The organism is Microbacterium sp. GbtcB4, from assembly GCF_019091465.1.
Taxonomy (GTDB): Bacteria; Actinomycetota; Actinomycetes; order Actinomycetales; family Microbacteriaceae; genus Microbacterium; species Microbacterium paraoxydans.
The window spans coordinates 80,631-105,211 of sequence record NZ_JAGXJJ010000001.1 but is presented as its reverse complement, the minus strand read 5'-3'; the positions used below and the strand labels follow the sequence as shown (position 1 = coordinate 105,211).

Genomic DNA, 24,581 nt, shown 5'->3' with positions numbered 1-24,581 from the left:
TCAGGCGCCGAGGCGGTCGATGAGCTCCCGGTACCGGGCGGCCGTCCGAGCCGCGACCTCCTCGGGCAGCACGGGGGGCTCGCCCTGCTTGTCCCAGTTCGCCGCGAGCCAGTCGCGCACGATCTGCTTGTCGAAGCTCGCCATCCGCTCCGCCGGGGTCGACCCCGTGCGCCAGGCCTCGGCGTCCCAATACCGGGAGGAGTCGCTCGTGAGGACCTCGTCGGCGAGGCGGAGGATGCCGTCGGCGTCGGTCCCGAACTCGAACTTCGTGTCGGCGAGGATGAGCCCCTTCTCCTCGGCGATGGCCGCGGCACGACGGTAGATCGCGAGCGAGGCGTCGCGGAGCTCGGCCGCCCGGTCCGCCCCGACGAGCTCGACGACGCGGTCGAACGTGATGTTCTCGTCGTGTTCGCCCATCGGCGCCTTGTAGGCCGGGGTGAACAGCGGCTCGGGCAGGCGGTCGCCGTTCTGCAGGCCTGCCGGCAGGGCGATGCCGCACACGGTGCCGTGCTCCTGGTACTCGGCCCAGCCGGAGCCGGTGATGTACCCGCGCACGACGCACTCGATCGGCAGCATCTCGAGCGACTGGGCGAGCATGGCGCGATCCGCAACCTCCTCCGGCAGGTCGCCGTCCGTGAGGTGGTTCGGCACGTCGAGCTGGGCGAACCACCAGCGGCTGAGGCGCGTCAGCAGAGCGCCCTTGTCGGTGATGCCGGGGGAGAGCACGACGTCGAAGGCGCTCACCCGGTCGGACGCGACGACGAGGATGCGGGTGTCGGCCGGGTCCTCCGAGGCGTAGAGGTCGCGGACCTTTCCGGAGTAGAGGTGTCGCCACCCGGGGATGGCCTGCGCGGTTGGTGTGCTCACCCGCCCATTATCCCGGTGATGCGTCCTCTTCCGCGCCGAGGCCCCGTGTTCGCGTCGAGACCCCGGGGTGAGTGCGTCGGGACCCCGGGGTCTCGCCGGAAAACCGGGGTCTCGTCGGGGGAGGGGCGGGTGTATAGTCCATGTGGACTATTTAGCTGGGGCGACAGCAGATCGGGGGAGAGGCGTGGGGAAGAGCGGGGATGTGGTGGCGGGACTCACGCCGCTCGGGGTGATGGTGCTCGCGCTGCTCCGCGAGAGCGACATGCACCCGTACGAGATGGTGCGCCTGCTCCGCGCGCGTCACGACGACCGCCTCATCACCGTCACCAACGGCACGCTCTACCACACGGTCGCCCGGCTCCAGCGTGCCGGTCTGCTCGACGAGGTCGGCACGGATCGCGAGGGCAACCGACCGGAGCGGACGACCTACACCCTCACCGACGCCGGCCGGGAGGCGGTGGTCGCCTGGGTGCGTCGTGCCCTCCCCCGCATCGACCGCGAGACCGACGCCCGCGTCGCGCTCGCCGAGTCGCACAACCTCGACCGCGACGACGCCGTCGCGCTGCTGCAGGAGCGACGGGAGGCCCTCGTCGCCTCGTACGCGCTGCACCACGACGGCCTCGCCTCCGCCCGCGCCAAGGGCGTCCCGCCGCAGGTCCTCGTCGAGATCGAACGGCAGGAGGCGCTGCTCGACGCCGAGCTCCGCTGGCTCGACTCCCTCCTCACCCGCCTCGACGGCGACGAGCTCCGCTGGGGCCCCGACGCCTTCGACGACACCGACCGCTACCGCGCCCAGCGAAAGGCTGCACAGCAATGACCGATTCCCGTCAGACCTCGGGGCCCGAGACGGGGCCCTTCGCCGCCGGTCACGCGCCGAAGAGTCCGTGGCCCGCGCTCTGGGCGCTCGTCATCGGGTTCTTCATGATCCTCGTCGATACCACGATCGTCTCCGTCGCGAACCCGGCGATCAAGGCCGCCCTCGACCCCGACACGAACAACCTCGACAACGTCGTGTGGGTCACCAGCGCCTACCTGCTCGCCTACGCGGTGCCGCTGCTCATCACCGGGCGCCTCGGCGACCGCTTCGGGCCGAAGAACATCTACCTCATCGGGCTCGCGGTCTTCACCCTCGCCTCGCTCTGGTGCGGACTTTCGACGACGCTCGAGGGCCTGATCGCGGCCCGCGCGGTCCAGGGGCTCGGCGCCGCGTTGATGACCCCGCAGACCATGGCCGTGATCACCCGCACGTTCCCGCCGAACCGCCGCGGGGCGGCGATGGGCCTCTGGGGTGCCACGGCCGGCGTGGCCACGCTCGTCGGCCCGCTCGCCGGCGGTCTGCTCGTCGACGGCTTCGGCTGGGCGTGGATCTTCTTCGTGAACCTGCCCGTCGGCGTGGTCGCCTTCGTGCTCGCCTGGATCCTCGTGCCGAAGCTGAAGACGCACCCGCACCGGTTCGACCTCGTCGGCGTCGTGCTCAGCGCCGTCGCGCTGTTCCTCATCGTCTTCGGGCTGCAGGAGGGCGAGAAGTACGACTGGGGGACCATCGCGGGCCCGATCTCGGTCTGGGGCCTCATCATCGCCGGCGTCGTGGTGCTCGCGCTCTTCATCGTGCAGCAGGCCCGCACCCGCAGCGAACCCCTCGTCCCGCTCGCCCTCTTCCGCGACCGCAACTTCTCCGGCGCGAACGTGGCGATCGCGGCGGTCGGCTTCACAGTCACGAGCATGTCGCTGCCGATGATGTTCTTCCTGCAGACGGCGCGTGGCCTCACCCCCACCGAGGCCGCGATGCTGCTCATCCCGATGGCCGTGCTGTCGGGCGTGCTCGCCCCGGTCGCCGGGAAGATCCTGGACCGTGTCGACCCACGCATCATCCTCGTGCCCGGCCTGCTCTGCGTTGCGGGTGCCCTGGTCTGGTACTCCGCCCTGACCACGATGGACACCCCGATCCTGATGTTCCTGCTGCCGTCCGCGCTGATGGGCATCGGCAACGCGGGCATGTGGGGGCCGCTGGCGACCACGGCCACGCGCAAGCTGCCGCCGCGGCAGGCCGGTGCCGGCGCGGGCATCTACAACACCACGCGCACCATCGGCTCGGTCATCGGCTCCGCCTCGATCGCCGCGTTCATGCAGTCGCGGCTGGAGGCGAACCTCCCCGGTCTGGCCGACGCTCCGGCCGGCACGGGCAGCGGCGCGCTGCCCCCGCAGGTCGCGGAGGGCTTCGCGGCCGGCATGTCCGAGACGCTGCTGCTCCCCGCCGGTGTGATCCTCATCGCGCTGGTCGCCTCGCTGTTCCTCCGTGGGCAGGATCGGAAGGACGAGGCCGTCGCCGCGACCCCTCCGGCGTGACCGCGATGACCCCGACACGCCGGTATCCACGCGGCTTCCGGCAGTGTCGGGCGTCTCTCCGAGATTCCGGTGCGCGGGAGGTGCAGGGTTAGGGTGGATGGTCGGCGGCCGCCGGGCCGCCCTTCCGAACCCCCGAGGAGCACTCGACGTGAGCCGCCATCCATCCTCTCCGCCGAGCCGTCTGCGGCGGTTCGGCCGCACCGCCGGTGCGACCGCTCTCGCCGCGCTCGTCGCCGCCGGGGCGCTGCTCGCCGGATCCGCGCCCGCCACCGCGGCCGACGACGGCGAGACCTACGTCATCGGCACCGACACGACCTTCGCGCCGTTCGAGTTCACGAACGAGTCCGGCGACCTGGTCGGCATCGACATGGACCTCCTGCGCGCGATCGCGGAGGACCAGGGCTTCGACGTGGAGATCCGCCAGCTCGGCTTCGACGCCGCGGTGCAGGCGCTGCAGTCGAACCAGGTCGATGCCGTCATGGCCGGGATGTCGATCACCGAGGAACGCCAGCAGACCTTCGACTTCAGCGACCCGTACTTCACGAGCGGCGTGCAGCTGGGCGTGCTCGAGTCCAGCGACATCGAGTCCCTCGACGACCTCGACGGCAAGACCGTCGCGGTGAAGACCGGCACCCAGGGGCAGACCTTCGCCGAGGAGAACGCCGACGAGTACGGCTTCCGCATCACGCCCTATCAGGACACGACCGACATGGTCGACGCGGTCAAGGCGGGTCAGGCCGTCGGCTACTTCGAGGACTTCCCCGTGCTCGCCTACGGCATCCAGCAGGGGTCCGGCTTCCGTCTCGTCGGCGAGCCGGCGCTCGGTGGCGAGTACGGCTTCGCGGTGAACAAGGGCGAGAACGCCGAGCTCCTGGAGATGTTCAACGCCGGCCTCGCCAACCTGCAGGACTCCGGCGCGTACGACGAGATCGTGGACACCTACCTCGCGACGCGTGACGACGCGCAGGAGGCGCAGCCCACCGACATCATCTCGGTCGCGGTGAAGTACTGGCCGGCCCTGATGCAGGGTCTGTGGCTCACCATCCTCGCCACGATCGTCGCGGTGATCGCAGCCTTCATCCTCGGGATCATCTTCGGCTTCGGACGCCTGTCGAAGTTCGCGCCGTTCCGCTGGATCGCGACCGCCTACGTCTACGTCTTCCGCGGGACCCCGATCCTGATCCAGGCGTTCTTCGTGTTCTTCGCCATCCCGCAGCTCATTCCGGACCTCAAGTTCGACCCGTTCGTGGCCGGTGCGATCACCCTGTCGCTGAACACCGGTGCGTACATGACGGAGATCATCCGCGGCGGAATCCAGGCCGTCGACCCCGGTCAGGCGGAGGCGTCGCGCTCGCTCGGCCTCAGCCACTGGAAGACGATGCGCAAGGTCGTGCTGCCGCAGGCGTTCCGGATCATGATCCCGTCGTTCGTGAACCAGGGCATCATCACGCTGAAGGACACCTCGCTCATCAGCGTCATCGGTCTCGCCGAGCTGACGTTCGTCTCGCGACAGATCATCGCCTCGACGTATCTCTCGGCGCAGGTGCTGACGATCGTCGCCATCATCTACTTCGTCGTGATCACGCTGCTGACGCTGCTCGCGAACCGCCTGGAGAGGAAGGCCAACGCATGAGCAAGATCGAGGTCAGGAACCTGCACAAGTCGTTCGGCGACAACGAGGTGCTCAAGGGCATCGATCTCACGGTCGAGGACGGTGAGGTCATCGCCGTGATCGGCCCCTCCGGCTCGGGCAAGTCGACGCTGCTGCGCTGTCTCAACAAGCTCGAGGAGCCGACGTCGGGGCACGTGATCATCGACGGGGTCGACCTCACCGACAAGAGCGTGAAGCTGGACGAGGTGCGCCAGCGCATCGGCATGGTGTTCCAGCACTTCAACCTGTTCCCGCACATGACCGTGCTGGAGAACATCACGCTCGCCCCGGTCGAGCTCGGCCGCATGACGAAGGCCGAGGCCCGCGACCGCGCCCGCTCGCTGCTCGAGCGCGTCGGCCTGTCGGAGAAGGCGGACGCGAAGCCCGCGTCGCTCTCCGGCGGTCAGAAGCAGCGCGTGGCCATCGCCCGTGCACTCGCGATGGACCCGGAGATCATGCTGTTCGACGAGGCCACCAGCGCCCTCGACCCGGAGATGGTCGGCGAGGTGCTGCAGGTCATCCGCGACCTCGCCGAGGGCGGCATGACCATGGTGCTCGTGACCCACGAGATGGGCTTCGCGCGCGAGGTGTCCGACCGCACGGTCTTCATGGACGGCGGCGTCGTGGTCGAGGAGGGCACCCCCGCCGACCTGTTCGGCGCCCCCAAGAACGAGCGCCTCCAGGACTTCCTGTCCAAGGTCCTCTGACCCCGTTCGAGTCACTCAAATGGCTGCATTCCCGGTCGGGATGCAGCCATTTGCGTTACTTCAACGGGGACGGTCAGTCAGCGACGCGGGCAGCGATGTCGGTGCGGTGGTGGGACCCCTCGAGGCGGATGCGGCCGAGGGCGTCGTAGGCGCGGTCGCGGGCGGTGCGGAAGTCCGGGGCCACGGCGACGACGTTCAGCACACGGCCACCCGTCGCGATGAGCGAACCCCCCGGGACGTCGGGGCTCGCGGTCGCGGCGTGCACAAGGCGGACCCCCTCCACGGCGGCGGCCTCGTCCAGACCCTCGATCGGACGCCCGGTCTGCGGCGCCTCCGGATACCCCTCGCTCGCCAGGACCACGGTGATCGCGACCTCATCGCGGAACACGGGCTCCGGCTGGTCCTCGAGGGTGCCGGAGGCGGCGGCGAAGAGGAGCTGGGACAGCGGGGTCTCCAGCCGCGGGAGCACGACCTGGGTCTCCGGGTCGCCGAAGCGCGCGTTGAACTCGATCACGCGCACGCCCTGCGGGGTGAGGATGAGACCGGCGTAGAGGAGTCCGATGAACGGGGTCCCCTCCGCGTCGAGCTGCCGGACGACCGGGAGGGCGACGTCGCGGGTGACCTCTTCCACGAACGCCTGCTCGCTGCCGAACTGCTCCGCGAGCCAGGGCAGCGGCGAGTACGCCCCCATGCCGCCGGTGTTGGGGCCGGCGTCGCCGTCGAGGGCCCGCTTGAAGTCCTGTGCCGGGCTGAGGGCGCGCACGGTGTCGCCGTCGCTGAGGAAGAACAGTGAGACCTCGGGGCCGGACAGGAACTCCTCGACGAGGACGGGGCCGGCCGGGAGGTACTGCTCCGCGTGCGCCAGGGCCTCGGCGCGGTCGGAGGTGACGATGACGCCCTTGCCCGCGGCGAGCCCATCGGCCTTGACGACATAGGGGGCGCCCAGCTCGTCGAACGCGGCCTCGACCTCGCCGACCGTGGCAGCGCGGACCGCGCGGCCCGTCGGCACACCGGCGGCGTCCATGACGCGCTTGGCGAAGGCCTTGGAGCCCTCGAGCTGCGCGGCGGCCTTGCCCGGACCGAACACGGGGATGCCGCGACCGCGGAGCTCGTCCGCGACGCCTGCCACGAGAGGGGCCTCCGGGCCGATGACGACGAGGTCGATCGCGTGCTCGTTCGCGAAGGCGGTGACCGCGGCGCCGTCGAGCGGGTCGAGGGCGACGGGTGTCGCGTCCTGCGCGATGCCGGCGTTGCCGGGGGCGACGAGGATCTCGTGCGCGGTGGACTCGGCGCGCAGCGCCAGGATGATCGCGTGCTCACGGGCACCGGAACCGAGGACGAGGATCTTCACCCGTCCAGCCTATCGAGGCACGTGCGCGGGGTTTCGGCCGGTCCCGCGTTCACAACTCAGGACGATCGGCGCGGCAGCCGGGATCCGACGGCATATCCGGACCGATCCGCCGCGGTTCTCCTGAGTTGTGCACGGAGGTCGGCGGGGTCAGAGCGCGATCGGCCGCTCGGCCGCGGTGTCCCAGGGCACGGTCCACCCGGTGGCGTCGAACAGGGCGTCGAGCACCATGGCGGTGAAACCCCACACGATCGTGCCGTCGACGTCGAACGCAGGTCCGCGGAACGTGCGGCCGGCACGGGAAATGGTCGAGGTGAAGCGGGTCGCCGGGTCGAGGAGCTGCGCGACGGGGACGCGGAACACCTCGACGGTCTCCGCGTGGTCGACCGCGACGACGCGGGACGGCGACTGCCACCAGGCGAGCACAGGGGTGACGAGGTGGTTGCTCGCGGCGAGGGGGATCACGGGAAGCGTGGCGAGCACCTCGACTCCCGCGGGATCGAGGCCGGTCTCCTCCTCGGCCTCCCGGAGCGCCGTGGCGACCGCGTCGGCATCGGCCGCTTCGGCGCGCCCGCCGGGGAAGGAGACCTGCCCCGGGTGCGAGGAGAGCGTGGGCGCGCGGCGTTGCAGCAGCACGTCGAGGTCGCGCGCGACGGCCGCGTCGACGGTCGGTGCGGGGATGCGGTCGAGGACGCCGAAGAGGATGAGCACCGAGGCGTCGTGGGCGCGGCCCGGATCCGCGAGCGGAGGGATCGGCACGCTCCAGGAGTGGTCAGCCGCGGCGGCGAGCAGCTCGGCGCGGGCGCCCTGGGGATGCATGCTCATGCCATCGAGCTTATGACCGGAGCCGCCGCGGCGGATCTAGGGTGGGGGGATGGCCAGGAAGATCGACATCGTCGACGGACGCGCGGCGCTCGGTGCCGTGCGCGACGCCGAGGCCGCGGGGACGAAGCCGGCGCGGCCGGAGCTCGCCACCGCGGTGCGCTACCTGCTGCAGCTGCTCGACGAGAAGGCGCCGGGCAACAGCGTCGAGGTGCGGGTCCCGCCGTTCGGAGCCGTGCAGGTGATCCAGGGCCCGCGGCACACGCGTGGGACTCCGCCGAACGTGGTCGAGATGGACGCCGCCACGTGGATCGCGGTCGCCACCGGCGCGGAGGCATGGGCGGATGCCGCGACGGCCGGGCGCATCCACGCCTCGGGCACGCGTGCGGATCTCACCGGGGTCCTCCCGCTGCGCCCCTAGCGCCGGGCCACGACGAGCGGCACCCCGGTCAGCGGGTGCGGGAAGACATCGACGGGCTGTCCGTAGACCTCCTCGATCCGTGCGGCCGTGAGGACCTCGTCCGGCGTGCCGGTGGCGGCGACCCGACCGCCCGTGAGCAGAGTGACGCGGTCGGCGTGCGCGAGCGCGGCGTTGAGGTCATGCAGCACGACCGCGACCGCGACCCCGGCCTCCGCCTGGGTGCGGACCACGCGCATCACGTCTTCGTGATGCTTGAGGTCCAGCGCCGCCGTCGGCTCGTCGAGCAGTAGGATCCCGGTGTCCTGGGCGAGCACGCGGGCCAGCGCCACCCGCGCGCGCTCACCGCCGGAGAGCGAGGGGACGGAGCGCTCCCGCAGCGCCGTGACCTCGGTCGTCGCCATCGCCGCCGCCACGGCGCTGTCGTCCTCCTCGGCGGCCGGACTCCGCGCCCACGGCGTGCGCCCCATCCGCACAACCTGCTCGACCGTGAAGGGGAAGGTGACGGCGTTCTCCTGCAGCAGCACGGCGCGTTGCCGGGCGAGATCGCGGGGACGCGTCCCCGCGACGGGGCGGCCGTCGAGGAGGACGGTGCCGGACGCCGGAGCGACGTCCCCCGCGAGCACGCCGAACAGGGTCGATTTGCCTGCGCCGTTCGGCCCGACGAGGGCGTGCACCTCGCCGGCGTGGATGTCGATGGCCGCGTCGTCGAGGATGGCGCGTCCGTCCCCGACGCGCACCGTGAGCCCCTGGCCCCGCAGGCGCGGACTCACGCCCATCCCCCCGACCGCCGCCGCGTCCGCACGAGGAGCCAGAGGAAGAACGGCCCGCCCACGAGGGACGTGATCATGCCGATGGGGAGGTCTGCGAGCGGTACGGCCGTGCGCGCCACGAGGTCGGCGGCCGCGATGAGGAGGGCGCCGCCGAGGGCGGAGGCGATCACGAGCGGGAGGTGTGCGGGGCCGATCAGCATGCGCATGAGGTGGGGCACGACGAGACCCGCGAACCCGATGATCCCCGCGAAGGCGACCGCGGCGCAGACGAGCAGTGCCACCGTGACGATCACGACCATCCGCAGCAGCTCGACCGGCACGCCCAGATGCCGGGCGGTGCGCTCGCCGAGGGCGAAGAGATCCAGACCCGGCGCCACGATCAGGGCGACGACGATCCCGACCGCCACGAGCGGCGCGACGAGCTGGATGTTCGACCAGAGGGCGCCGTTCAGCGAGCCGAGCTGCCAGAACACGATCTGCTCGCGCGTCGAGGTCGTGCCGAGGAAGGTGAGGAAGGCCATGCCGGCGCCGGCGATGGCGTTGATCGCGATACCGGTGAGCAGCAGCGTGACCACTTCGGTGCGACCGCCGGAGCGGCTCAGGAGGTAGACGGAGAAGACGGCCGCGAGACCGCCGAGGAAGGCGAAGGCGGGCGTGGTCCACATGCCGAAGGTGGCCAGGCCGAACGTGATGCTGGCCGCCGCTCCGAGCGCCGCGCCGGAGGAGACGCCGACGACGCCGGCGTCCGCGAGAGGGTTGCCGAAGATGGCCTGCATGAGCACGCCGGAGACCGCGAGCGCGGCGCCGACGAGCAGGCCGAGGACCAGTCGGGGGAGGCGGAGGTTGTAGATCACGCCGTCGTCGGTCGCCGCGGCCGGAGTCCCGGCGGTGTCGATGCCGAGGCCGCGCAACAGGACGTCCAGGAGCGCGGTCGGGGACAGGTCGTACTGCCCGCTGGTGATCGACGCGACGCCCGTGACGAGAAGGCCGATGACGAGGGCGACGACGACCGTCGCGAAGCGCAGTCCCCGATGCCGGGTCGGCGTCGGGGTGACGACCTCGCCGGTCACGAGGCCGGTTCCGGCGCGTACAGGGCCCGCGCGAGGGCGCTGATCACGTCGGCCGACCGCGGCCCGAAGCTGAGGATCTCGGCGTCGGCCATGTCGATCACGCGGCGATGCGCTCCTGCGGGGGTCTCGGCGATGGCGGGGATGCGTTCGATGAGCCCGTCGACGCCGCCGACCGATTCCAATCCGTCCGTCATCATCACGAGCACGTCGGGTTGCGCGGCGACGAGTGCTTCCGCGGTCATCGGCTTCATGCCCTCCCAGCCGATCTCCTCCGCGACGTCCACACCGCCGACCGCATCGATGAGGGAGTCCGCCCCGGAGTCCTCGCCGAAGATGTAGTACACGTTGGCGCTCCCGCGCACGTACAGGAAGAGCATGCGTGCGCGGTCCGTCTCCGCGGACGGGGTGACGTCGGCGATCTCCGCGATGGCGGCGTCGAGCTCGGCGTCGAGGCGGGCGCTGAGTGCCGTGCCGCGCGTCGGGACGCCGAGGGCCGTGGCGATCTCCGTCACGAGCGCGTCGGTGGTGTCGATCCGGCGGTCGCTGGAGATGACGACGACCGCGATGCCCGCATCCCGCAGCTGCTGGCGGACCTCCTTCGGGCCGATCGTGGTGTCGGTGAGCACGACGGTCGGGGCCAGTTCGAGGATGGCCTCCGGGTTGAGCGTGTGCCCGGTCTTGGTGACGACCGGGAGATCCTCGGTGCCGGGGAACTGCGTGGACGCGTCGCGTCCGACGACCTGATCGCCGAGCCCGAGCGCGAACACCGTGGCGGCGATCGTGCCGGAGATGTCGATCGGGAGGATGCGGTCGGTGTCCGTGATCTCGACCTCGCGGCCTTCGCTGTCGGTCACGGTGACCGGGAGCGCCGGGGCGGTGTCGTCTTCGACGGGCGCGACCGCGTGACTCGCGAGGCACGCGGTCGAGGGGCCCGTCGCTGCGCGCACGTCGGCGACCAGGTCGAGATCGGCGAGAGGAGTCGAGGCCTGCGGGCAGGCGTCGTCGACAGGGGGTGCCGCCGCCCCGGGGCCGGAGTCCGCCCCGGCGCACGCGGCCAGTCCGAGGGCCAGCGCGGCGGCGAGAAGCAGGGCAGGGGTGCGTCGCATTAGGCAAGGCTATCCTAAAACTTGACGCCCTCACTGGCGCCCCTCTACGCTCGGGATCGGCGGCTTGCTTAGCCAAGCCTAACCAAAGTCCACCTTCGCCCGACTGCCGTGCGGCGCCGCAGGGCGCGCGATCGATCGCGCCCGGCGCGCCGCGGAGAACCGTGAACGCCACAGCACATACCCCCTCAGCGAGCACACGCCTGCGTGTCCTGCTCGCCGCCCTCGTCTCCTTCGTCCTCGTCGCCGCTGGGGCGATGGTCAGCTCGCCGGCCCACGCGGCCGCGGCGACCGTCACCGCGGCGGTCTCGTCCGCCGACACCAGCGGCCTCACCGTGCAGGTGCGGGTCGAGGGTCTGCCGGACGTGACGGGCGTCTATGCCGCACTGATCGTGTCGGGCACCGAGAGCGGCATCTCCGCCGGTGGTGGCTACGCCGCGTTCGCGCTGCCCTTCCCGAGCGTGCAGCAGGGGGCCACGTCCTTCACGCTGCAGGCGCCCGTGGCGTCCCTGGACCGGACGAAGACGTACGAGGTGCTCGTCTGGCAGCAGCACACCGCGCCGACAGCCGCCACGATCTACGGCCGCGGCGACGTCACGGTGACGTCTGCGCAGTGGGACACGGTCTTCGGAACGACGCCCGTCCAGCCGGGGGAGACGGAGCCGGGAGAGACGACTCCAGGCGAGACGGAGCCCGGTGGGACCGAGCCCGGTGAGACCGAGCCTGGTGAGACGGAGCCCGGGGAGACGGAGCCGGGAGAGACGGCCCCGGGAGAGACCGAGCCGGCGCCCGCCGAAGCCGCCATCGAGGTGTTCCTCGCCGACGGCACCACGCCCGCTGCGGGCGCTCGCCTCCAGGCCGGCGACGAGATCATCGTCAAGGGCACCGGATACGACCCGACCGCGAACGTCGGCGGACGCGGCGTCCCGATCCCGTCGAACCTGCCCCAGGGCACCTACGTGGTCTTCGGCAACTTCGCGTCCACGTGGCAGCCCTCACAGGGGGCGCCGTCCTCGGCGCGTTCGGTCGGCGCACAGGCCTGGGCGCTCGCCGAAGGCGTGCTGGCCCAGGTCCCGACGCAGTACCAGGGCGCGATCCGCGCGCAGTGGGTGGACATCTCGCCCGAGGGCTCGTTCCAGGTCGCGCTGACGCTGAAGGACACCCCGGCGACGCCCGGCTCCTACGGGGTGTACACCTACCCGGCAGGCGGTGTCGTCAACGCCGACCAGGAGCGCAGCGTCGCTCTGGACTACCGCATCGCCTCGGGGCTGACGACCACAGTGAAGGCGGCGACGGCCGAGGACGGCCTCACGGTCACGGCCGCGGCGACGAAGCTCGGTGCCGTCACCGGTGCCTACGCCGCGCTGATCGAGAAGGGCACGGAGGCCGATGTCACGGCCGGAGGGGGCTTCCTCGCGATGCAGTACGTGCGCGGCATCACGGGCGGCGGCTTCAGCGTCGACCTGACCGCGGCGGCGAGTGCTCTGGACCGGTCGAAGACCTACGAGGTGATCGTCTGGCAGCAGCACACGATGCCGAACGCGGACACCATCTACGCACGCTCCACCGTCACCGTCACCGACGCGCAGTGGAACGCCCTGCTGCCCTCCTCCGGACCGACGGTCACGACCGCCGTCACCGGCGCCACCGCCGCGGACGGGCTGACGGTGAAGGTCACCGCCGCCGACCTCGGCGCGGTCACCGGCGCCTACGTGGCGCTCATCGAGACGGGGACCGAGGCCGACGTGACCGCAGGCGGCGGCTTCCTCGCCATGCAGTACGTCCGGAACATCGGCTTCGGAGCCTTCGCGGTCGACCTGAACGCGGCGGCGAAGAACCTCGACCGGTCGAAGGCGTATGAGGCGATCGTGTGGCAGCAGCACACGATGCCGACCGCCGACACCATCTACGCGCGCGGAGCGGTCACGATCACCGACGCACAGTGGCGCGCACTGCTCGGCGAGAAGCCGACCGAGCCGAAGCCCCCGGTCACGCCTAAGCCCCCGGTGACTCCGACGAAGCCGGCCGCGACCGTCCCCGGCGGGTCGCTGCGCTGGGCCATCTCGTCCTCGTTCACGAACTACATCACCGGACCGATCGCCCAGGGCACGATCGCCGTCTCCGGGGGCGCCACCCGATCCGGCGGCCAGTTCCAGTTCGGGCAGACCGTGGGCGGCGACTTCGACGCGGCTTCCGGACGCGGCAGTGTCGTCTACCGCGGTGCCGTGCGCTTCACCGGCCACCACGGGGTGCTCGACGTCACGGTCGCCGATCCGACGATCCGGATCACCTCGGCGTCCTCCGCCACGCTGTCCGTGACGAGCGGGGGTGCGCAGGTGCCGTTCGCGACCCTCGACCTCTCCCGCGCCGTCCGCACGGCGGCCGGTGGCGCCGTCACCTACACGGCGGCACCCGCCGCCCTCACGGACGCCGGACGCGACCGCGTGCTCTCGGGGTACGGCACCACGCTCAACCCCGTCTCGTTCACGATCGGCTCCGTCGCCGCCGCTCCCTCGGGCACGACGGGCACGGTCGCGGCGGCTGCGGTCGTCCCGAAGTCCACGCTCCCGACGACCGCCCCGACGGCGGCCGGCATCGAGGTCGACGAGGAGAACCTCGCCGCGCTCGCCGCCGGGAAGACGGCTACGGTCTCCGCCTCCGGCTTCCGTGCGAACGAGGAGGACATCAAGGTGGTCGTGTACTCGACCCCGGTGCTGCTCGGTACGGTGACGGCGGACGCGGCGGGGGTCGCGACGTGGTCGGGTGCCCTCCCGGCCACACTCGCGGATGGCGAGCACACGCTCACCTTCCAGGGCTCGGTCGATCGCGGTCTCGCGTTCACGCTCGCCAGAGCGACCACGGAGATCGGCGTGTGCACGGTCGAGGGGGCGACCCTGCACTGGGGCTACAAGGAGTCGTTCCGCACGTACATCGAGGGCATCGCCCGGGGCGGCTGGACGCTCGCCGACGTGGCCTACGAGTATCCCGCCTTCGTGTGGTCGAACGGCACCGGTTCGCTGGATGACGCGGCGGGCTCGGGTCTGGTCACCTACGGCGGCGGCATCACCTTCACGGGCCACGACGGGGCGCTGAACACGACGTTGGCGAACGCGCGCGTCGAGCTCACGGGCGACGCCGGCTACCTCGTGTTCGATGTGACCGGGACCACTCAGGCGGGAGAGGCGGTGGCGCAAGAGGGTGTGCGTCTCGCCGAGTTCGCCCTCGCGGACGCCGCCGTGGTCGACGGCGCGCTGACCCTCGATGCGGTCCCCACGACGCTGACCCCGGCCGGGGCCTCCGCGTTCGGCACGTATGAGGCGGGCGAGGAGCTCGACCCGGTCTCCGCCGTGATCCCGGTCGACGGCGCCTGCGGCACTCCCGCCGAGGAGGAGTCTGAGCCGGAAGCCGAGGCGGACGCGGCGGTGACCGCGATCAGCGCGCCGGTCGCCACGGAGGAAGCCCCGGTGTGGCCCTGGATCGTGGGCGGGCTGGTCGTCGTGGCGCTGGCCGCGACGGGCGGGGTGCTGATCGTGCGTCGCACTCGGAGGGGGGAGCCGGCCGAGACGACGACCGAGGTCTGAGTCCGGCGGCTAACGGAACCGCCCTCCCCGGTGATCGGGGAGGGCGGTTCCGCGTGCGGCTGCGCACGCCCGCAGAGGGTGGGACAATGGAGGCATGCCCTCCCACGACACCCACCAGACCGTCGAAGCGACCGTGCGCCGCGTACCGCGGTACGGCGTGCTCATGGGCATCGGGGTCGTGCTGGGCGTCATCGCCGCCGGCATCCTCACGATGGTCGGCAGCTTCGAGCAGTCGCAGGCGCTCGATGTCGTCTACCCGCCTGGTCAGGTCTTCGGCTTCCTGCTGCTCTGGACCGTGCCGATCGGTCTGGCTCTCGGTGGCGTGGCCGGTCTCGTGCTCGAGCGGATCGCCCGCCGCCACGACCGCGTCGTGAGGGTCGACCGGGAGACCGTGGTCGACGAGGACGACACGACGACCGACCGCGCCTAGGCGAGCTCGGCGATCACCGGACGGATGGCGGAGTCGAACGCCACGACGTCCCGGCGGAGGCCGTCGGTCACCGCGACCGTGAGGTCGCCGATCCACCAGATCCCGCGCTGCGACAGCGGCAGCACCTGTACGTTCAGCTCGAACGAGTGCGCGCGTCGTCCGATGTCTCGTTCGAACTCCGCGATCGCGCTCGCGTACGCCCGATAAGCGTCTCCGCCCGTGTGGCTCTTCATCGACCCGACGTATCGGTCGTGCGCGGCGTTGGCGTACCGGAGGGCGGTGCCGGCATGCGGACGGATCGCGGTCGAGAGCGCTTCGGCGCCGGTCGCCGGGAGGGCCACCAGGGTGTCGAAACCGTCGATCAGCTCGAGCGGAACGCCGGAGTGGTGGGCCCGCGGCTCCACGGTCATGTCCCAGTAGCCCTGCCACTGCGCCTCGACCTCGGGGGAGGCGTCGGGGGCATCGGGCGCGCGCACGGACAGGTCGCGGAGGGACGGCAGGTCCAGCGGCGCCCTGATGCCCAGCAGCTGGCGCAGGGCGAGCGCGACGAGCACGGGGACGCTCGCGTCTTCGCGGATGAGCCACTGCGGCTTGTCGGCCATGGCCCCATCGTAGGCGGGTGCGGCAGCCGTGCGGAGTCCCGGCACGGTAATGCCCTCCGCGAGCCGCGTCAACCCTCGCTGTGATCGCCGCACCCGGGGGTAGACCTGCTCACACGCCGGCGGCCGTCGGCGGGAGTCGAGAGGAAGAACGATGTCGCAGAGCAATGCAGAAGGTGCCGCGGGCAGCGGTACGACCGAGTCTCCGGGCACCGTCCGGACCGCCGCGCATGAGGCCGCGGGTGTCGCCGACACGGCGAAGGGCCAGGCCGCGGACGTCGTCGAGACGGCGAAGGCCAAAGCCGGGGCGGTCGCCCACGAGGCCAAGGACCAGGTGCGCGACCTGTACCACCAGACCAAGACGGAGCTGTCGGAGCAGGCGGCGGTGCAGCAGCGCCGCGTCGCGGACGGACTCCGGTCCGTGGGCGGGGAGCTGGGCACGATGGCGGAGCGTTCCGACGGCGGTGTCGCCGCCGACCTCGTGCGCCAGGCGTCGACGCGTATCCAGGGCATCGCCGGCTGGATCGGCGACCGCGACCCCGGTTCGCTGCTCACCGAGGTGAAGTCCTACGCGCGGGCGAAGCCCGGCACGTTCATCGCGGTGGCCGCGCTCGCCGGTCTCGTCGCCGGCCGGCTGACCAGGGCGCTCTCCGAGGGCGCCGCCGAGTCCGCCTCGTCCGGCGCGGCATCGGGCTCGGGCTCCCCGTCGGGGGCGGGAGCGGCGGCACCCGCGGTCCCGCCGCGTCCCGTCGTCGCCCCGGCGACCACGCCCGGCGCCGTCCCCGGCAGCGCGGGCGCCGCGGGAGTGGTCGGAGGCGCGGGGACCGCAGAGAACACCACTCTCGGTGAGCCGCCGCTTCCCACCGACGGCACCGTGCCCGGAGCGCCGGACGGCATGAGCGGCATCGATGCCGGCACCGCCCCGTGGGGCGTCACGCCGCGCGGCGAGACGGTCGACGACGGGGACACCCCGCTCTACGACCGCACGGACGCCGCCTCCCGCGGCACCGATGAAGAGGGGCGACCATGACCGACGCCACCCCCACGCCCTCGGAGCAGAAGGCGGAGACCACGTCACTCGGCGATCTGCTCAGCGAGGTCACCACCGATCTGTCGACCCTCATGCGGCAGGAGCTGGAGCTGGCCAAAGCCGAGCTCAAGCAGTCGGCCACGCGTGCGGGCCGGGGGGCGGGGATGCTCGGCGGAGCGGGATACGGCGCACTGATGGCCGTGTTCTTCCTGTCGGTCGCCCTCTGGTGGGCCCTCGGGGCCTATGTCACCGGCCTCGGCTGGTCGGCCGTGATCGTCGCCGTCATCTGGGCGGTGATCGCGCTCGTCCTGTTCGTGATGGGACGCAAGCAGTTGAAGAGCATCGAAGGGGCTCCGCGCACCGTGGACAGCCTCAAGCGCATCCCTGATGCGGTGAAGAGGAATGAGGAGAACAAATGAGCGATTCACCCGACGCGATCCGCGCCGACATCGAGCGGACCCGAGCGGAGTTCGGCAGGGATGTCGATGCCCTCGCCGACAAGGTCACCCCCTCGAAGGTCGTGCACCGGCAGACGCAGAAGATGAAGGGCGCCGTGCGCTCGGCGGTCGACCGCGTCATGGGCGCCGCCGACGACGCCGGGGACCGACTGGGGGATGCCTCCTCCTCGGTCGCCGACGCCGGACGGCACACCGTGGCCAAGGCGCAGGGCAACCCGCTGGCGGTGGGGCTCATGGCCTTCGCTGCGGGGCTCGTCGTGGCCGCCGTCATCCCCGCCTCCTCGAAGGAGAAGGAACTGGCCGAGGACATCAAGGAGAAGGCCCAGCCTCTCGTCGATGAGGCGACCGACGTCGCCAAGACCATCGGCCAGGACCTCAAGGAGCCGGCACAGGAGGCCTTCGCCGCCGTCAAGGACGAGGCCGCGGGTGCCGCCGCCCACGTCCGTGACGACGCGACCCACGCGGTCGACGAGGTCAAGAGCAGCGCTCAGGACGCTCGCGACAACGTCACCGGCGGGAACTGATCCCCGCGCATCCACCACATGAGGGGCCCGGTCCGATCCGTCGGACCGGGCCCCTCGCCTGCCGGGGCCGGGTCAGCTCTCGATGCCGGTGCGTCCCGGTGCGGAGTCTGCGCGGGTCCCGACGCGCCGGCTGAGCAGGATCCCCGCCGCGAGCGCGAGCACCGCCCCGGCGGCGAGTCCGATCAGGCCGCCGGCGTCGCCGCCGGTGGCCGCGAGGCCCCGGGAGGGAGGAGAGGGCGGCGTCGCGGGAGCCGAGGGGGACGGCGGCTCGACCGTGGTCGGCGGCGTGGTCGGGGACGGCGGGGAGAGCGTGGTCGGGTTGCGCAGCTCGACGGCCACGACGGATTCCGCGCTGATCGTGAGCTGTGCGCCTCCGTCGGTCGCCGTCACCCCGTCGCCGGTGAACTGCGGGCTTCCCCACACGACGCCGGGGACGGCATCGGCCCGGTGCTCGGACAGCGTCACGACCGCTCCGGCCGGAATCCCCCCGACGGCGTGAGCGGTGCCGTCCGCGAGCAACGTGAGCGTGCCGGTCACCGGGCCGTCCGCGGTGGGGTAGGAGTAGTCGACGGCGAACGTCGCATCGGCCGGGACGAAGGGTGCCCCCTCCCCGACGATCCGTTTCGCGACCGAGAACCCGCCGCGCCCGTCCCCTTCGCCGTCGCCGCCCGCCACGCTCGTGGTCACGGTCGCCGTGGTGGTGGTGACGCTCGATCCGGAGACGGTGTTGGCGAACACCTGGCCGTTGTGCGCATCCGCCGGCAGCTGGGTCTGATACGACAGTCGATACAGGCGGTCGGCCTGAGCCGGCGCCGTGAACTCCACGGTGAACGACGAGCTCGCGGTGCCCGGAGTGAGGACGAAGTCCGACCCCGCCGCGAGCGGGTGCAAGTCCGCCGGGTCGAAGAGGCCGCCGGCCCACGCGTCGGTGGCGACCGATCCGATCGCCACGGTGTCCGACAGCAGGGTCAGCCCGGGCGTCGCGGTGTCGGTGAGGGTCGGGCGCTCTCCACTGAGCAGTCGTCCGGGCACCCAGATGTACCACTCGATCGTCCCGTCGGTGGTCTGCACGCCCGACTTGGTCGCGTCCGTCGGCACCGGCTCGGGGCGCTGCGGGCCGACGCCGCCACCGGGGATCTCCACGGTGATCGGATCCCCGTCCCCGGTGGTGAAGGTCACGGTGTCGACGTCGGTGGTCTCCTCCGCCTTCATCTGGAAGAACAGCGTCCCGCGGACGTTGTCGTGCGTGAGGACGTAGTCGCTCAGCGTGCACGTGATCGCGGTCGCCGTGACGGTGCAGGTGCCGACGACGGCTCCGTCGGGATCCCGCAGCGGGAACGTCGAGGAGACCCCGACGAAGCGGGGCGTCGTGGGAAAGGCGAGCGAGAAGGTGTCCCCCGGTTGCGCGCTGTCCGGAACGGCCCAGGCGGCCTCGAGTCGGAGCGTGTCGTACAGGTGGATGTCGCCTGTCGGTTCCACCACCCTCACCGCCGTGATGGCATCCAGCTCCGCCGCCTGCGCCGCCGGCGGCACCGCGAGTCCGACCAGGGCCAGGAGGGCGACGGCGCTGCTCACCGCGCCCCGGCTTCTCCTGCGTCGTCGCTCCGTTCTCTTCTTCTGTATGCGCACAGTCACCTCTCCTGTTCTTTCCGGGACACCCGGTCGTCGAGCCCGCCCGATTCGCCGACAGACTCTCACATGTGCGGATGATTACGCTACAGATGAGGACGTTTCGGTATCGCTCGATCCACCCTGCACTCGAAGAGGGCCGCGAGCCGACGGGGCGCCCGCGGGCGGTAGGCTGTTCGAGTGGCTGCCTCCCCCACCAACCCCTATTCCGAAGCCGGCGTCGACACCGCAGCGGGTGACCTCGCCGTCGAACTGATGAAGTCGTCCGTGCGCGCGACGCACGGCCCCGAGGTGCTCGGCGGTGTCGGCGGTTTCGCCGGTCTGTTCGACGCCAGCGCCCTGCGCGACTTCCGGCGTCCGCTGCTCGCGACCAGCACCGACGGCGTCGGCACCAAGGTCGCCATCGCGCAGGCCATCGACAAGCACGACACGATCGGCCAGGACCTCGTCGGCATGGTCGTCGACGACATCGTCGTGGTGGGCGCGAAGCCGCTGTTCATGACCGACTACATCGCCTGCGGCAAGGTCGTTCCCCAGCGGATCGCGGATATCGTGCGCGGTATCGCCGAGGCGTGCGCCGCGACGGGCACCGCGCTCGTCGGCGGCGAGACGGCGGAGCACCCCGGTCTCCTGGGCCCTCGCGACTACGACGTCGCCGGCGCGGCGACGGGTGTGGTCGAGGCCGATGCCATCCTCGGCGCGGAGCGTGTGCAGGACGGTGATGCGGTCATCGCGGTCGCCTCCAGCGGCCTGCACTCCAACGGCTACTCGCTCGTGCGGCACATCATCACCCGTGCCGGGATCTCCTACGGCGACAACGCCGAGGACTTCGGCTCGACGTGGGGCGAGGCTCTGCTCGAGCCCACGCGCCTCTACACGCTGCCGCTGCTGCGCCTGATCGAGGCCTCCGGCGGCGTCCACGCGCTGAGCCACGTCACCGGCGGCGGCATCGCCGCCAACCTTGCGCGCGTGCTCCCCCAGGGAAGCTGGGTCGAGGTCGACCGCAGCACCTGGTCGCCGAGCCCGGTGTTCCGCGTGCTGAGCGACATCGCCGGTTCCACGCTGGAGTCCGCCGAGGGCACCTGGAACCTCGGCATCGGCTTCCTCGCCGTGGTGGCGGCGGACAGGAAGGACGCCGCGATCGCGGCGCTGAACGCCGAGGGCATGCCCTCCTGGCAGGTCGGCACGGTGGGCTTCGGCCCGCGTCCGGCCGGCGAATTCGAACAGGGCGCCAAGGGCGTCGATGGTGGAGCAGTGCGCCTCGTCGGCGCCTACGCGGACGGAGCGAAGTAAGAGCCCATGTGCGGCATCGTCGGAATGGTGGGCTCTGCCCCGGTCAATCAGGACATCTACGACGCCCTCCTGCTGCTGCAGCATCGCGGGCAGGACGCGACGGGCATCGCCACCGCCGAGGCGAACGGCGTCATGCACAACGCCAAGGCCCAGGGGATGGTGCGCGAGGCGTTCCGCACCCGCGACATGCGCGGACTGCTGGGCAACGTCGGTCTCGGCCACGTCCGCTACGCCACCAAGGGCACCGCGTCCAGCGAAGAGGAGATGCAGCCGTTCTATGTGAACGCGCCCTACGGCATCATCCTCATCCACAACGGCAACCTCACGAACACGCGTGAGCTCGCCGCCGACATGGCGCAGCGCGACCGCCGGCACCTGAACTCGTCGAGCGACACCGAGCTGCTGCTCAACGTGCTCGCCGGTGAGCTGCAGGCCACGACCTCCACGGTCGACCTCGACCCGGACCGGATCTTCGAGGCCGTCGCCCGCACGCATGACCGCATCGAGGGTGCGTACGCCGTGATCGCCGTCATCGCCAACTACGGCTTGCTCGCGTTCCGCGATCCGTTCGGCATCCGTCCGCTGATCCTGGGCCGCCGCCCTTCCACGGTCCCCGGAGCCGAGGGCAAGGACGAGTGGGTCGTGGCGAGCGAGTCGCTCGTGCTCGAGAACGGCGACTACGAGGTCGTGCGCGAGGTCGAGCCCGGCGAGGCCGTGTTCATCACGAACGACGGCGAGCTGTTCACGAAGCAGTGCGCCACCGAGACGCACCTCGCGCCCTGCGCGTTCGAGTACGTCTACCTCGCCCGTCCCGACTCCGTCATGAACGGCATCTCGGTATACGAGTCCCGCCTGCGGATGGGGGACAAGCTCGCCGACACGATCGCGAAGCACGTGCCGATGGACAAGATCGACGTGGTCATGCCGATCCCCGACTCGTCCCGTCCCGCGGCCATGGAGGTCGCCCGCAAGCTCGGCATCGAGTACCGCGAGGGCTTCTACAAGAACCGCTACGTCGGCCGCACCTTCATCATGCCGGGGCAGGCGGTGCGCAAGAAGAGCGTCCGTCAGAAGCTCAACGCCATGTCCACGGAGTTCCAGGGCAAGAACGTGCTGCTGATCGACGACTCCATCGTGCGGGGCACCACCTCGAAGGAGATCATCCAGATGGCCCGGGACGCCGGGGCCTCGTCGGTGACCTTCGCCTCCGCCGCCCCGCCGGTCCGGCACCCGCACGTGTACGGCATCAACATGCCGTCGCGGCACGAGCTCATCGCCCACGGCCGCACGATCCCCGAGATCGCGGAGGAGCTGGGCTGCGACCACCTCGTGTATCAGGAGGTCGACGACCTGAAGGCCGCGATCACCGAGGGTTCCGTACTGGAAGACCTCGACATGAGCTGCTTCGATGGCCGCTACGTCACCGGCACCGTCACGGACGAATACCTCGCCTGGGTGGAGGGGTCGCAGACCTCTTGATGTCCGGGTCCCTGAGCGCACCGCAGGGCCGACCCCTCTGGCAGGGGCGCACCCTCGCGTTGATCGGGATCGTGCTGGTCGCGTTCTCGCTGCGGTCGGCCGTCGCCTCGCTCTCTCCGGTCCTCGACCACGTCGCCGAGGACTTCCCGGTGGCCCCCGTGATCGTGGGGCTGATCGGTGCGGCTCCGCCCGTCTGCTTCGCGCTGTTCGGGCTGCTGACCCCGCTGTTCGAGCGCCGGTTCGGGCTGGAGCGGATGGCAGTGGTGGCCATCGTGCTGATGGCGGCGGGCATGCTGCTGCGCGGCCTCGCTCCCGACTCGTGGAGTCTGCTCGCCGCGACCGCGGTCGTGTTCGCCGGCGTGGGGTCGGGCAACGTCCTGCTGCCACCGCTGGTCAAGAAGTACTTCGCCGACCGGCTCGGCGTCATGATGACCGCGTACTCCACGACGCTCGCGGTCTCGACCTTCCTCCCGCCGCTGGTCGCCGTCCCCGTCGCCGACTCGCTCGGCTGGCGGATCTCGCTCGGCATGTGGGGTGTGGTGGCCGCCCTCGCGCTCGTGCCCTGGGTGACGCTGCTGGTGCGCTCCCGCGGCGACGAGCGCGCGGTGCCGACGGAACTCCTGGTTCCTGACCCCACCGACGGCGTGGACGATGTGCGCGACGCGGTCGCCGCCTCGACCGGGCCGATCACGACGCAGTCGGCGAACCCCCGCGTCTTCGGCCGGCTCTGGCGGCTGCCGTTGGCGTGGGCGCTCGCCCTCGTGTTCGGCACGTCGTCGACCATGGCCTATGTCGCCTTCGCCTGGCTGCCCACCATCCTCGTCGACCTCGGTGGCGTGACCCCGGCGACCGCCGGCTTCCTGCTCTCGCTGTTCGCTCTCGTCGGGCTGCCCTGCTCCATGCTCGTGCCGGTGCTCGTCGTGCGGTTCCAGGCCACCCGCCCGCTCTTCTTCGTGGCCGTGGTCGCCGGTCTCGTCGGGCTCGGCGGCCTGCTGCTCTTCCCGACCGTCGCGCTGCCGCTGTGGGTCGCGATCTTCGGGCTCACCGCGATCATGTTCCCGCTGAGCCTCGTGCTCCTGAGCATCCGCGCCCGTACGCCGGAGAGCGCCGTCGCCCTCAGCGGCTTCGTGCAGAGCATCGGCTACGCGATCGCGGCGGTGTTCCCGCTCCTCGTCGGGCTCCTCCACGACACCAGCGGGGGGTGGCAGGTGCCGCTTCTCGTGGTGGCGGGGGTGCTGGTCGTCTCGGTGCCGGCGGGGATCATCGCGGGTCGCCGCCGCACGATCGAGGACGAGTGGGAGCGGCGTCACGGCCGCTGGTGACGATGGCCGTCAGCGCGTGACGCGAGGCGGCGCGGTCGAGGAGCGCACGATGAGCTGCGGGTCGGTGGAGGGCATCTCGCCGACCGGGTCGTGGCCCTCGATCTGGGTGATGAGCCGTAGCGCGGCGGCGCGGCCCATGGCCTCGAACGGCTGACGGACGGTGGTCAGGGCGGGGGAAGCGTAGGCGGCGAGGGCGATGTCGTCGACGCTCACGACGGAGATGTCCTCCGGCACGCTGCGCCCCGCCTCGTGCAGGGCGCGGATGAGGCCGAACGCCATCTCGTCGCTGCTGACGAAGACCGCGGTCGCCTCGGGGATCGCGGCGATCGTGCGGCCTGCCCGGTACCCGGACTCCGGGGTCCAGTCCGCCGGGATCACGGGCGGCGGGACGATGCCGCGCTCGCGGAGCGTCTGCTCCCAGGCCTCGCTGCGCTGCTGCGTCTCCGTCCAGTAGTCGTCGCCGGAGACATGCCACACGGTCTCGTGGCCGAGGTCGAGGAGATGCTCCACGGCGAGGCGGGCGATCGCGCGCTGGTCGACCGCGAGCGGGGCGTCCTCCTCGAGGGAGGTGCGCTCACTCCGGGTGGCGGGCGTCCGTTCGGTGCGCGCCCGCATCGCCGGGGTGTCCAGGGCGATCGGAACACCGAGGATGATGCCCTCTGCGCCCTGCCGCTCCAGGCGGTCGAAGGCCTCGAGGAACGCGTCGTCCGAGGCGTGGTCGGCCACCGCGGCGGTGGTCACGGTGTAGCCGTTCGCCGCCGCGGCTTGCTGGATGCCGACGCCGAGCGCGGCGGAGGAGTAGCGATCGGTCGAGACGACGATCACCCCGAGCACACGGGTGCGCCCCGACGCGAGTGATGCGGCGGCGGCGTGCACCCGGTAGCCGAGCTCCTCGACCGCGGCGAGCACTCGTCGCGCCGTCTCCGGCCGCACGTTGTCCTGCCCGGACATCACGCGCGAGACGGTCTGCGTGGAGACGCCGGCGAGGCGGGCGACGTCGACCTGGCTGGGGGCGCGGTCGTCTTTCGGACGGCGAGGGGACATGTCCCAATGGTAGCGATCCATCGGCGGAAAACCACGGAGCGCGGACCTCGGCGATGCGATAATGTGAACGCAAACAATTCAGCTGGG

General features: G+C 71.5%; 22 protein-coding genes. 13 read left to right on the top strand and 9 right to left on the bottom strand.

Annotated features, from left to right (window positions below; genetic code table 11):
* Positions 1-867, bottom strand: coding sequence for a phosphoribosylaminoimidazolesuccinocarboxamide synthase (locus KVS71_RS00415; RefSeq protein ID WP_217582814.1), 867 nt, complete (start codon positions 865-867; stop codon positions 1-3).
* Positions 868-1,051: 184 nt separating this feature from the next.
* Between KVS71_RS00415 and KVS71_RS00410 the strand changes: the two genes are divergently transcribed.
* The 4 genes from KVS71_RS00410 (at position 1,052) to KVS71_RS00395 (ending at position 5,571) form a co-directional block, all read left to right on the top strand.
* The gene (locus tag KVS71_RS00410; protein ID WP_306304911.1) at positions 1,052-1,684 is read left to right on the top strand and encodes a PadR family transcriptional regulator; all 633 of its coding nucleotides are present in this window, start codon (positions 1,052-1,054) and stop codon (positions 1,682-1,684) included.
* Positions 1,681-3,213, top strand: a complete 1,533-nt coding sequence (locus tag KVS71_RS00405) for a DHA2 family efflux MFS transporter permease subunit (protein ID WP_217582813.1) — start codon at positions 1,681-1,683, stop codon at positions 3,211-3,213. Before KVS71_RS00410 ends, KVS71_RS00405 begins: the two co-directional genes overlap by 4 nt.
* Positions 3,214-3,361: 148 nt before the next feature.
* Complete coding sequence (locus tag KVS71_RS00400) at positions 3,362-4,846, top strand: amino acid ABC transporter substrate-binding protein/permease (RefSeq protein ID WP_217582801.1); 1,485 nt, start codon at positions 3,362-3,364, stop codon at positions 4,844-4,846.
* Entirely contained in the window at positions 4,843-5,571 is a 729-nt protein-coding gene (locus KVS71_RS00395) for an amino acid ABC transporter ATP-binding protein (RefSeq protein WP_217582800.1), read from the top strand. Before KVS71_RS00400 ends, KVS71_RS00395 begins: the two co-directional genes overlap by 4 nt.
* A gap of 73 nt (positions 5,572-5,644) precedes the next feature.
* Here the strand turns inward: KVS71_RS00395 and purD are convergent, their stop codons facing one another.
* Both purD and KVS71_RS00385 read right to left on the bottom strand, forming a co-directional pair.
* Positions 5,645-6,922, bottom strand: coding sequence for a phosphoribosylamine--glycine ligase (gene purD, locus KVS71_RS00390; RefSeq protein ID WP_217582798.1), 1,278 nt, complete (start codon positions 6,920-6,922; stop codon positions 5,645-5,647).
* A gap of 147 nt (positions 6,923-7,069) precedes the next feature.
* A complete protein-coding gene (locus KVS71_RS00385; protein WP_217582797.1) occupies positions 7,070-7,744 on the bottom strand; it encodes a CoA pyrophosphatase in 675 nt (224 codons plus the stop codon).
* Positions 7,745-7,793: 49 nt separating this feature from the next.
* On the opposite strand from KVS71_RS00385, the gene KVS71_RS00380 reads away from it, so the two are divergent.
* Positions 7,794-8,162: a sterol carrier family protein gene (locus KVS71_RS00380; RefSeq protein ID WP_217582796.1), complete on the top strand. Its 369-nt coding sequence runs from the start codon at positions 7,794-7,796 to the stop codon at positions 8,160-8,162.
* Here the strand turns inward: KVS71_RS00380 and KVS71_RS00375 are convergent.
* The 3 genes from KVS71_RS00375 to KVS71_RS00365 are packed head-to-tail and all read right to left on the bottom strand — an operon-like array spanning position 8,159 to position 11,108.
* Entirely contained in the window at positions 8,159-8,932 is a 774-nt protein-coding gene (locus KVS71_RS00375; protein ID WP_368874526.1) for a heme ABC transporter ATP-binding protein, read from the bottom strand. The two genes, KVS71_RS00380 and KVS71_RS00375, sit on opposite strands and share 4 nt — an antisense overlap.
* A complete protein-coding gene (locus KVS71_RS00370) occupies positions 8,929-10,002 on the bottom strand; it encodes an iron ABC transporter permease (RefSeq protein ID WP_217582791.1) in 1,074 nt (357 codons plus the stop codon). Before KVS71_RS00370 ends, KVS71_RS00375 begins: the two co-directional genes overlap by 4 nt.
* Positions 9,999-11,108: a hemin ABC transporter substrate-binding protein gene (locus KVS71_RS00365; protein WP_217582789.1), complete on the bottom strand. Its 1,110-nt coding sequence runs from the start codon at positions 11,106-11,108 to the stop codon at positions 9,999-10,001. Before KVS71_RS00365 ends, KVS71_RS00370 begins: the two co-directional genes overlap by 4 nt.
* 161 nt (positions 11,109-11,269) lie before the next feature.
* Here KVS71_RS00365 and KVS71_RS20330 point away from each other — a divergent pair, with 161 nt between their 5' ends.
* On the top strand, positions 11,270-14,686 hold the full coding sequence (locus KVS71_RS20330) for an HtaA domain-containing protein (protein WP_217582786.1): 3,417 nt from the start codon (positions 11,270-11,272) through the stop codon (positions 14,684-14,686).
* Positions 14,687-14,780: 94 nt separating this feature from the next.
* Positions 14,781-15,116: a hypothetical protein gene (locus KVS71_RS00355; protein ID WP_060922433.1), complete on the top strand. Its 336-nt coding sequence runs from the start codon at positions 14,781-14,783 to the stop codon at positions 15,114-15,116.
* Here KVS71_RS00355 and KVS71_RS00350 read toward each other — a convergent pair.
* Positions 15,113-15,718: a hypothetical protein gene (locus KVS71_RS00350; protein WP_060922432.1), complete on the bottom strand. Its 606-nt coding sequence runs from the start codon at positions 15,716-15,718 to the stop codon at positions 15,113-15,115. The genes KVS71_RS00355 and KVS71_RS00350 overlap by 4 nt on opposite strands.
* A gap of 151 nt (positions 15,719-15,869) precedes the next feature.
* Here KVS71_RS00350 and KVS71_RS00345 point away from each other — a divergent pair, with 151 nt between their 5' ends.
* The 3 genes from KVS71_RS00345 to KVS71_RS00335 are packed head-to-tail and all read left to right on the top strand — an operon-like array spanning position 15,870 to position 17,727.
* Positions 15,870-16,745: a hypothetical protein gene (locus KVS71_RS00345; protein ID WP_217582785.1), complete on the top strand. Its 876-nt coding sequence runs from the start codon at positions 15,870-15,872 to the stop codon at positions 16,743-16,745.
* Complete coding sequence (locus tag KVS71_RS00340) at positions 16,742-17,164, top strand: phage holin family protein (RefSeq protein WP_060923665.1); 423 nt, start codon at positions 16,742-16,744, stop codon at positions 17,162-17,164. The genes KVS71_RS00345 and KVS71_RS00340 overlap by 4 nt, the downstream gene beginning before the upstream one ends.
* Entirely contained in the window at positions 17,161-17,727 is a 567-nt protein-coding gene (locus KVS71_RS00335; protein WP_060923664.1) for a DUF3618 domain-containing protein, read from the top strand. The genes KVS71_RS00340 and KVS71_RS00335 overlap by 4 nt, the downstream gene beginning before the upstream one ends.
* A 72-nt stretch (positions 17,728-17,799) precedes the next feature.
* Here the strand turns inward: KVS71_RS00335 and KVS71_RS00330 are convergent, their stop codons facing one another.
* Positions 17,800-19,302 (bottom strand): DUF5979 domain-containing protein, encoded by a 1,503-nt coding sequence (locus KVS71_RS00330; protein ID WP_217582784.1) that lies wholly within the window; start codon positions 19,300-19,302, stop codon positions 17,800-17,802.
* Positions 19,303-19,536: 234 nt separating this feature from the next.
* On the opposite strand from KVS71_RS00330, the gene purM reads away from it, so the two are divergent.
* From purM to KVS71_RS00315, 3 genes are read left to right on the top strand one after another with little or no spacing between them, the layout of a single operon-like run.
* Complete coding sequence (purM, locus tag KVS71_RS00325) at positions 19,537-20,649, top strand: phosphoribosylformylglycinamidine cyclo-ligase (protein ID WP_217582783.1); 1,113 nt, start codon at positions 19,537-19,539, stop codon at positions 20,647-20,649.
* Positions 20,650-20,655: 6 nt separating this feature from the next.
* A complete protein-coding gene (gene purF, locus KVS71_RS00320; protein ID WP_105949161.1) occupies positions 20,656-22,128 on the top strand; it encodes an amidophosphoribosyltransferase in 1,473 nt (490 codons plus the stop codon).
* Positions 22,128-23,450 carry a CynX/NimT family MFS transporter gene (locus KVS71_RS00315; RefSeq protein ID WP_105949162.1) on the top strand — a complete coding sequence of 441 codons (1,323 nt, stop codon included), beginning with the start codon at positions 22,128-22,130 and terminating at the stop codon, positions 23,448-23,450. The genes purF and KVS71_RS00315 overlap by 1 nt, the downstream gene beginning before the upstream one ends.
* Positions 23,451-23,459: 9 nt before the next feature.
* Here KVS71_RS00315 and KVS71_RS00310 read toward each other — a convergent pair whose 3' ends face one another.
* Positions 23,460-24,494: a LacI family DNA-binding transcriptional regulator gene (locus KVS71_RS00310; RefSeq protein WP_025104712.1), complete on the bottom strand. Its 1,035-nt coding sequence runs from the start codon at positions 24,492-24,494 to the stop codon at positions 23,460-23,462.
* Positions 24,495-24,581 lie beyond the last annotated feature (87 nt).

Bases quoted from the DNA above. Each gene is read 5' to 3' on its own strand.
- KVS71_RS00405 (WP_217582813.1), top strand. From the start codon at position 1,681: ATGACCGATTCCCGTCAGACCTCGGGGCCCGAGACGGGGCCCTTCGCC.
- KVS71_RS00395 (WP_217582800.1), top strand. From the start codon at position 4,843: ATGAGCAAGATCGAGGTCAGGAACCTGCACAAGTCGTTCGGCGACAAC.
- KVS71_RS00385 (WP_217582797.1), bottom strand. From the start codon at position 7,744: ATGAGCATGCATCCCCAGGGCGCCCGCGCCGAGCTGCTCGCCGCCGCG.
- KVS71_RS00380 (WP_217582796.1), top strand. From the start codon at position 7,794: ATGGCCAGGAAGATCGACATCGTCGACGGACGCGCGGCGCTCGGTGCC.
- KVS71_RS00365 (WP_217582789.1), bottom strand. From the start codon at position 11,108: ATGCGACGCACCCCTGCCCTGCTTCTCGCCGCCGCGCTGGCCCTCGGA.
- KVS71_RS00355 (WP_060922433.1), top strand. From the start codon at position 14,781: ATGCCCTCCCACGACACCCACCAGACCGTCGAAGCGACCGTGCGCCGC.
- KVS71_RS00350 (WP_060922432.1), bottom strand. From the start codon at position 15,718: ATGGCCGACAAGCCGCAGTGGCTCATCCGCGAAGACGCGAGCGTCCCC.
- KVS71_RS00345 (WP_217582785.1), top strand. From the start codon at position 15,870: ATGTCGCAGAGCAATGCAGAAGGTGCCGCGGGCAGCGGTACGACCGAG.
- KVS71_RS00340 (WP_060923665.1), top strand. From the start codon at position 16,742: ATGACCGACGCCACCCCCACGCCCTCGGAGCAGAAGGCGGAGACCACG.
- KVS71_RS00335 (WP_060923664.1), top strand. From the start codon at position 17,161: ATGAGCGATTCACCCGACGCGATCCGCGCCGACATCGAGCGGACCCGA.
- purF (WP_105949161.1), top strand. From the start codon at position 20,656: ATGTGCGGCATCGTCGGAATGGTGGGCTCTGCCCCGGTCAATCAGGAC.
- KVS71_RS00315 (WP_105949162.1), top strand. From the start codon at position 22,128: ATGTCCGGGTCCCTGAGCGCACCGCAGGGCCGACCCCTCTGGCAGGGG.
- KVS71_RS00310 (WP_025104712.1), bottom strand. From the start codon at position 24,494: ATGTCCCCTCGCCGTCCGAAAGACGACCGCGCCCCCAGCCAGGTCGAC.